Origin of the sequence: Flectobacillus sp. (assembly GCF_049240685.1) — a bacterium.
Classification (GTDB): domain Bacteria; phylum Bacteroidota; class Bacteroidia; order Cytophagales; family Spirosomataceae; genus Flectobacillus.
Genome location: NZ_JBMLSD010000457.1, coordinates 1 through 6,161, shown reverse-complemented (window position 1 = coordinate 6,161; position 6,161 = coordinate 1). Strand labels below are relative to the sequence as shown.

General features: G+C 37.6%; 7 protein-coding genes. 5 read left to right on the top strand and 2 right to left on the bottom strand.

The window, feature by feature from the left end; translation table 11 throughout:
- Window positions 1-86: 86 nt before the first annotated feature.
- Window positions 87-1,010, top strand: a complete 924-nt coding sequence (locus ACOVQ4_RS21010; protein WP_421822559.1) for a hypothetical protein — start codon at window positions 87-89, stop codon at window positions 1,008-1,010.
- 135 nt (window positions 1,011-1,145) lie between these two features.
- Here the strand turns inward: ACOVQ4_RS21010 and ACOVQ4_RS21005 are convergent, their stop codons facing one another.
- Together ACOVQ4_RS21005 and ACOVQ4_RS21000 are read right to left on the bottom strand one after the other, a co-directional pair.
- Complete coding sequence (locus ACOVQ4_RS21005; protein ID WP_095160782.1) at window positions 1,146-1,643, bottom strand: DUF456 domain-containing protein; 498 nt, start codon at window positions 1,641-1,643, stop codon at window positions 1,146-1,148.
- 54 nt (window positions 1,644-1,697) lie between these two features.
- Complete coding sequence (locus tag ACOVQ4_RS21000) at window positions 1,698-2,762, bottom strand: endonuclease/exonuclease/phosphatase family protein (RefSeq protein WP_421822558.1); 1,065 nt, start codon at window positions 2,760-2,762, stop codon at window positions 1,698-1,700.
- A gap of 316 nt (window positions 2,763-3,078) precedes the next feature.
- Between ACOVQ4_RS21000 and rpmB the strand changes: the two genes are divergently transcribed.
- From rpmB to ACOVQ4_RS20980, 4 genes are all read left to right on the top strand, one after another.
- Window positions 3,079-3,318: a 50S ribosomal protein L28 gene (gene rpmB / locus ACOVQ4_RS20995; protein WP_095160780.1), complete on the top strand. Its 240-nt coding sequence runs from the start codon at window positions 3,079-3,081 to the stop codon at window positions 3,316-3,318.
- Window positions 3,319-3,553: 235 nt separating this feature from the next.
- Window positions 3,554-4,681, top strand: a complete 1,128-nt coding sequence (moeB, locus tag ACOVQ4_RS20990) for a molybdopterin-synthase adenylyltransferase MoeB (RefSeq protein ID WP_421822557.1) — start codon at window positions 3,554-3,556, stop codon at window positions 4,679-4,681.
- A 78-nt stretch (window positions 4,682-4,759) separates the two neighbouring features.
- Window positions 4,760-5,473: a head GIN domain-containing protein gene (locus ACOVQ4_RS20985; protein WP_421822556.1), complete on the top strand. Its 714-nt coding sequence runs from the start codon at window positions 4,760-4,762 to the stop codon at window positions 5,471-5,473.
- 106 nt (window positions 5,474-5,579) lie between these two features.
- Complete coding sequence (locus ACOVQ4_RS20980; RefSeq protein WP_421822555.1) at window positions 5,580-6,116, top strand: RNA polymerase sigma factor; 537 nt, start codon at window positions 5,580-5,582, stop codon at window positions 6,114-6,116.
- The last annotated feature ends 45 nt before the right edge of the window (window positions 6,117-6,161 follow it).

The following is a 6,161-nucleotide window of genomic DNA, read 5'->3' as shown; positions in this document are numbered from 1 at the left end:
GCTCAAAAATTTAAGTTTATTTTGCGTAATAACTTATCCAATCAGAATGCCATCGGTGAAAGCTGATGGCATTTTTTTGATAAAAGATGAAGACTAAATTACTAATAGCTTTCTTATTTTTGACATGGACGGGGTTGGCTCAAAAACGCCAAATATATCAATATGCAGATGAGGTTTTAGTAAAATACCAACTCGAAATCCATCCCGTTCATGCGCCCAAGGGCTGGTTGCTATTATTGCCAGGTTTTGGCGAAACCCCTGAATCTGTTTTAAAAGAATCGGATATTCCCGTCGTAGCAGCACAAAATGGTTTGTTGGTGATTATTCCTTTTTTGAATGCGAGTCCTCCGTCATTTTATATAGATGAGCTTTCTCAAAAAGCGCTTGAATCTATTGTAAGCAAAACTTCCGAAAGATTAAAACTCCATAAAACGCCTTTCTTTTTAGGAGGGTTTTCACTGGGTGGAAGCGGTGCTATCAGGTTAGCAAAGCGTTTAGTTGAACAGAATACTCATATTCCAAAAGCTATTTTTGGGATAGACCCGCCATTAGATTTTGCTCGTTTCTATCAATCTATTGAGCGAACTATCTGGCTCAGTCAATCGGCTATTGCTAGCGAGGAGGCTAAATATTTGGTAGAAAGACTCAAAACGGAATTTGAAGGTACTCCCGAAGATAATCCTCAAAAATATCGGGACTTATCGTGCTTTTCATATCAATCAAAAGACCTCCATCAACTAGATTGGTTAAAGAAAATTCCCCTGAGACTATATACCGAAATAGCTATTGAATGGCAAATGCAGGAAAGAAATAGAGATTTGTATGATATTAATGCCATCGACTGTGTAGCAATGATTAATACCTTGAAAATTGTGGGTGCAACTCAATCCGAATTGATTGTGACTAAAGACCAAGGCTGGCGACGCCAACAAAAGACGCGAAATCCTCATTCATGGTCTATTTGCGAACCAAGAACTTTAGTAAAATGGCTACTGAAATGGACTTTGTAGAGACGCAAAAGGAATGTATTGCGGATATCGGATGTTGGATTTCGGAAGTGTAGGCTTCTCTATTTTGTAAAGAATAAAGGTCTTTTTCTTTATTTCCGAAATCAGCAATCCCAAATCCGCATTCGTTACGTTTTCTTAAAAAAACATAATCATAATATATTCACCTAGAGCAAAGCCTGACCAGAGTAACATGGCAAGACATAAGGCAATTTTTCCGACCATACCCGTAATAAGTCCTATAAACGAACCAATAGCAGCTTTCAATGCTTTTGAGAAATCTGCCCCATTGATAAGTTCACCAACTAGCGCCCCTAAAAATGCACCTAATAACATTCCAACCGCAGGAATAAAGAACATTCCGACCAATAAACCTATCGTAGACCCAATAGCACCGTATTTGCTTCCTCCAAACTTTTTGGTTCCCCAAACTGGAGCATAGTAGTCAAAAATAGCCATTGCTACTGTCAGTACAGTAAAGACCACCAAGGTACTTTTATTGAACTCGACAAAGCGGGTGTAGTGTAAACAAAACATACCTGCCAAGCTCAACGGAGGACCCGGGATAGGAAGTACAGCCCCTGCCAAGCCACCAAGCAATAAGCCAATCGCAAGAATAGTCAGAATAATGTCCATGGAGATATAAATTTTAACAGGGTTTGAATTTTAGCTGATACCCGATAGCCCCAATTAAGGTAACTGATATGATGCCGAAATAGGATAATGATCAGAATATTTGATTTCGCTGTGAGTGGTAAAAGACTGTATTTTTATTTTATCGCTAAAAAACTGATTGTCTATTCTAACAAATTTAGGACTTCTATTTAACGTAAAACCAAATCCATTACCCGCTCGCTCAAAAGCATTTTCTAATCTGTCTCTTACGTGTCCATACGCTAGTCCATACGGTACCTCGTTGAAATCACCGCAAACTATAACAGGATATGGACTTTCATCAATAAGCTTTTCGATAGACTTAATTTCGCGCGCATGGTCAATAAAGCCTTTTTTCAACGACGATAATATATCTCGTCCTTCGGTTTTTACCAAGGCTTCATCTTTTTTATTGAAAGCTTGGGCTACTTTCCCCACTCGGATGCCCATCGATTGTAGTTGTAGGTTGATAATACGAACGGTATCTTTTTTGAAAATAATATCAGCTAATAAATACCCATTACTTGTACTATTCCCAGGGAAAGCCTTACCTTTTTTGTTGATGATTGGATATTTCGAATAGATTACCAAAGTAGAGTAATATCCTTTTGGGTCAGCATTGATGGCTCTGTAGGGATATTCTTTTTTGAGTAAATCCGCAGCAAATTTTCCCTCTTCGTTAGAGGTTTTACTAAACTCCTGAAAGCATTTGATATCAGCGTCGAAGTGTTCGACATAGTCAAACAAGGATTCTTTGTCAGATGGCTTTAGCCCTTGAAAGCTAAATACATTATAACTCAAAACACTTAGGTCGTCTTCTGTTTTGTCATGACTTGGCGAAAGCTGAAAGGTTCGTACCGTAAAAGGCCAGCCCATGAACCAAATAATCAAAAATACCCAAGCTCTGGACGGACGAATATACAACCAGATGAGCCCTAGTATTAAACAAGCGCCTTGGGCTACAGGAATGGACATCATCACAAACCCTGCGAACCAGTGTTCCCATACGATGGTATAGCCCAAAAAGTACGCAAACAAGGTGTACATACACAGTGGTAAACTGCTGAGCCAAAGCAAAGAAGTGGCAATCTTTTTTATCATAAGGTATTATTTGATATACAAATTTGGCAGGTTTTCTTTCAAAAACGATAGAATTTGCGAAAACTTGATATGATAGCATAAATCTTTTCATAATAAATTGCTAGTTTACAAAATAATTCATACTTTTGCGTTCCAATTTCAGAAAACACTGATTATCAAGTCTATTACATCGCCGAATACAGCATTAAGTTTAATTCTGAATTATTACAAAGCCTTTTGATAAAAATGTTTTAATATTTAGTAGAAAGGTCAATTTTAGTAAAGAATTGTTTGATAGTGAGGCGATTAACACATAAACAATTAACGCATTTTTATCATGGCGAAGGTTTGTCAATTAACAGGAAAGAAAACTCAAGTGGGTAACAACGTTTCTCACGCTAATAACAAAACTAAAAGAAAGTTTTATCCAAACTTGCACACTAAAAAATTCTTTTTAGAGTCTGAAGGTGTATGGGTAACTTTGAAAGTTTCAGCGAAAGCAATCCGTACAATCAACAAGAAAGGTTTGGAAGCTTCTTTGATTGACGCTGCTCGTAAAGGAACATTGAACGTTTAGTTATACTTGTCTCCGACAATTTTAAAGCCTCTTCGTAATTATATTGCGAAGAGGCTTTTGTTTTGTCTAGGGTTTGTGACCTTAAGGAATTTTTATCCTAAGATTGCCAACAGCTATTAGCCTAGAAGCGTCATTTTATTTTAAATTTATGAAACAAAATAGCGCTCGATAACCGTTTAGTTATTGCTTGTCGGTGATATGATTAACTCCTGACAACTTAATACCTCAATATACTATGCTGACATCTTCTGAAAAAACTCGTTATCAAAAACATTTATTACTTCCTCAAATAGGTATTGAAGGACAAGAAAAACTCAAATCTACCAAAGTGCTCGTGGTAGGAGCTGGTGGTTTGGGTTGTCCCGTACTTCTCTATTTGGCCGCAGCAGGTATCGGAAAAATTGGAATTATCGACAATGATGCCGTAGACTTGACCAATCTTCAACGTCAGGTTTTATACAAAGTCGAAGATATTGGTAATCCTAAAGCATTAGTGGCTACTAAGCGTCTTTTGGCGATGAATGATAGTATCGAAGTGGAAGCCATTTTACATAGACTCAAAAAAGAAAATGCCCTTCAGTATATCCAACAATATGATATCGTAGTAGACTGTACCGACAACTTCACAACTCGTTATTTGATCAACGATATTTGTGTCAAGCTCAATAAGCCTTTTGTATATGGAGCAATCCACCAGTTTGAAGGGCAAGTTTCGGTATTTAATTACACCGATGCCAATGGTCAGCAAGGACCTACATATCGTTGTTTGTTTCCTGAACAACCCTCAGAACTAGAAATTCCTAACTGTGCTACTATTGGCGTTTTGGGTATTTTGCCTGGCACACTCGGTATGTACCAAGCCAACGAAGTCGTAAAAATGGTAACAGGGATAGGCAAAGTATTGAGCGGTGAGTTTTTGATGATAGATTTATTAGAAAATACTTCTAGAAAAATAAAAGTAAAACGCCGTCCAGACGCCGAGCAACTTGCTCGCCAGTCGGAGGCACAAGAACAAGAGGAAATAGCCTGCAAAACAAATATTATGAAAACACTTTCAGTGGAGGAATTACAAGAGAAAATCGAGGCTCAAGAAGATTTATTTCTCCTAGATGTCCGTAATCCAAATGAATATGAAATTTGTCATCTCGACAATTCGGTATTGATTCCTATGAATCATATTCCTAATAATATCAAACATATCCCACGTGACAAGCCCGTAGTGGTGTATTGTCATCATGGTATGCGTTCGGCTTCGGTTATTCAGTTTTTGGAGCAAAATCACCAATTCGATAATCTTTATAATCTCACAGGAGGTATCAATGCTTGGGCTTACGAAATAGACCCACAAATGGATACTTACTAAATTTTGACACTATCGATGCAACTTCTTCGTTAGTTTTTACATCTAGGATGTAATGTTTAACCTAAAGTTTGTGTAGAAATGAGAAAAATATTGATTGCGAGTATAGCAATACTCTTAGTAAGTGTGAGTGCTTGGGCTCAAAACTCTCAAGAAATGACCGTTCAGGCTTTTACTAAAGTAGACTTTCAGGGTATTATGAAAGTAGAAATCGTAAAAGGTAGTGCCAATAAAGTTACAGCTGAAGCCCATGGAAACCTCAGTTTAGATGATTTGACAATCTCCGTCTCAGGGGGTGAGCTGTCGGTAAAAACAAAAATTCTTAAACAACTTACCGAAAAAGATAAAAAGGCAAACGCAGGAAGCTACTATGCAGTCAAAGTGGTATATAGTGCCGATTTGAGCAGTATTAAGGGCGGTCGTGGTGCCGAGTTGCAGTTTGGCAATGTCTTAGCAGGAAACCATTTGATACTAGAAGGTAGCTCTGGAGCAATCATTAAAGCCGATTTAGACCTCAATACCCTCGAAGTAGCAAGTTTGCAAGGAGCTATTGTAAAGCTAGAAGGAAAAGCCAAATATCAGTCTGTGCGTGTAAATACAGGAGGACAATTGCACGCTTTTGATTTGAAAGCAGAACAAACCGATGCCAAAGTCAATACAGGAGGAATGGCCGAAGTGGCTACATCACAATCCTTAGACGCTTCGGCAGGTACAGGAGGTATGCTAACGTACAAAGGAAATCCTAGTCAAAAGAGTATCAAATCCAACTTGGGAGGCGAAGTGAAAAGCTTATAGTTGCCAAAAGGCTGACCACAATCATGAATGCTTTATGAATACCATCATAAAGCATTTTTGCTTTTAAGGGCAAATTTGTCATATACAAAATCTATTCCCTTGTGTTATGAAGCCATCCCAAGATAAACTATCTCTATTCAATTGGTTAATACAAAAATATCAGCGTAAGATTTATTGGCATGTGCGTAAAATGGTCATTTCGCATGACGACGCAGACGATTTGACGCAAGAGGTATTTTTGAAGGTATGGCAAGGATTGGATAATTTTAGAGGCGATTCTCAATTATTTACTTGGATATACCGTATTGCAACCAACGAATGTCTCAATTTTTTGAGAAATAAACGCAAAATGCAGTTTTGCGAAATTGAAGACTTTTCAGAAGTATTTGCATCAGATCATAATCATGATGTACTCATTTCAGGAGATGATATTCAGTTGGCACTTCAAAATGCCATTATGACTTTGCCCGATAAACAACGTTTGGTTTTTAATATGCGCTATTTTGATGAAATGCGCTATGAAGAAATTGCTCAAATAACAGGAACCTCTGTAGGAGCACTAAAAGCAACCTATTCGATTGCTGTCCATAAAATTGAAAACTTATTACATGTTAATCAACATAAATTGCACTATGCTGCCTAATGAGATTTAGTGAATTGTGAGTGGTGAATTGTGAATTGTGAATTA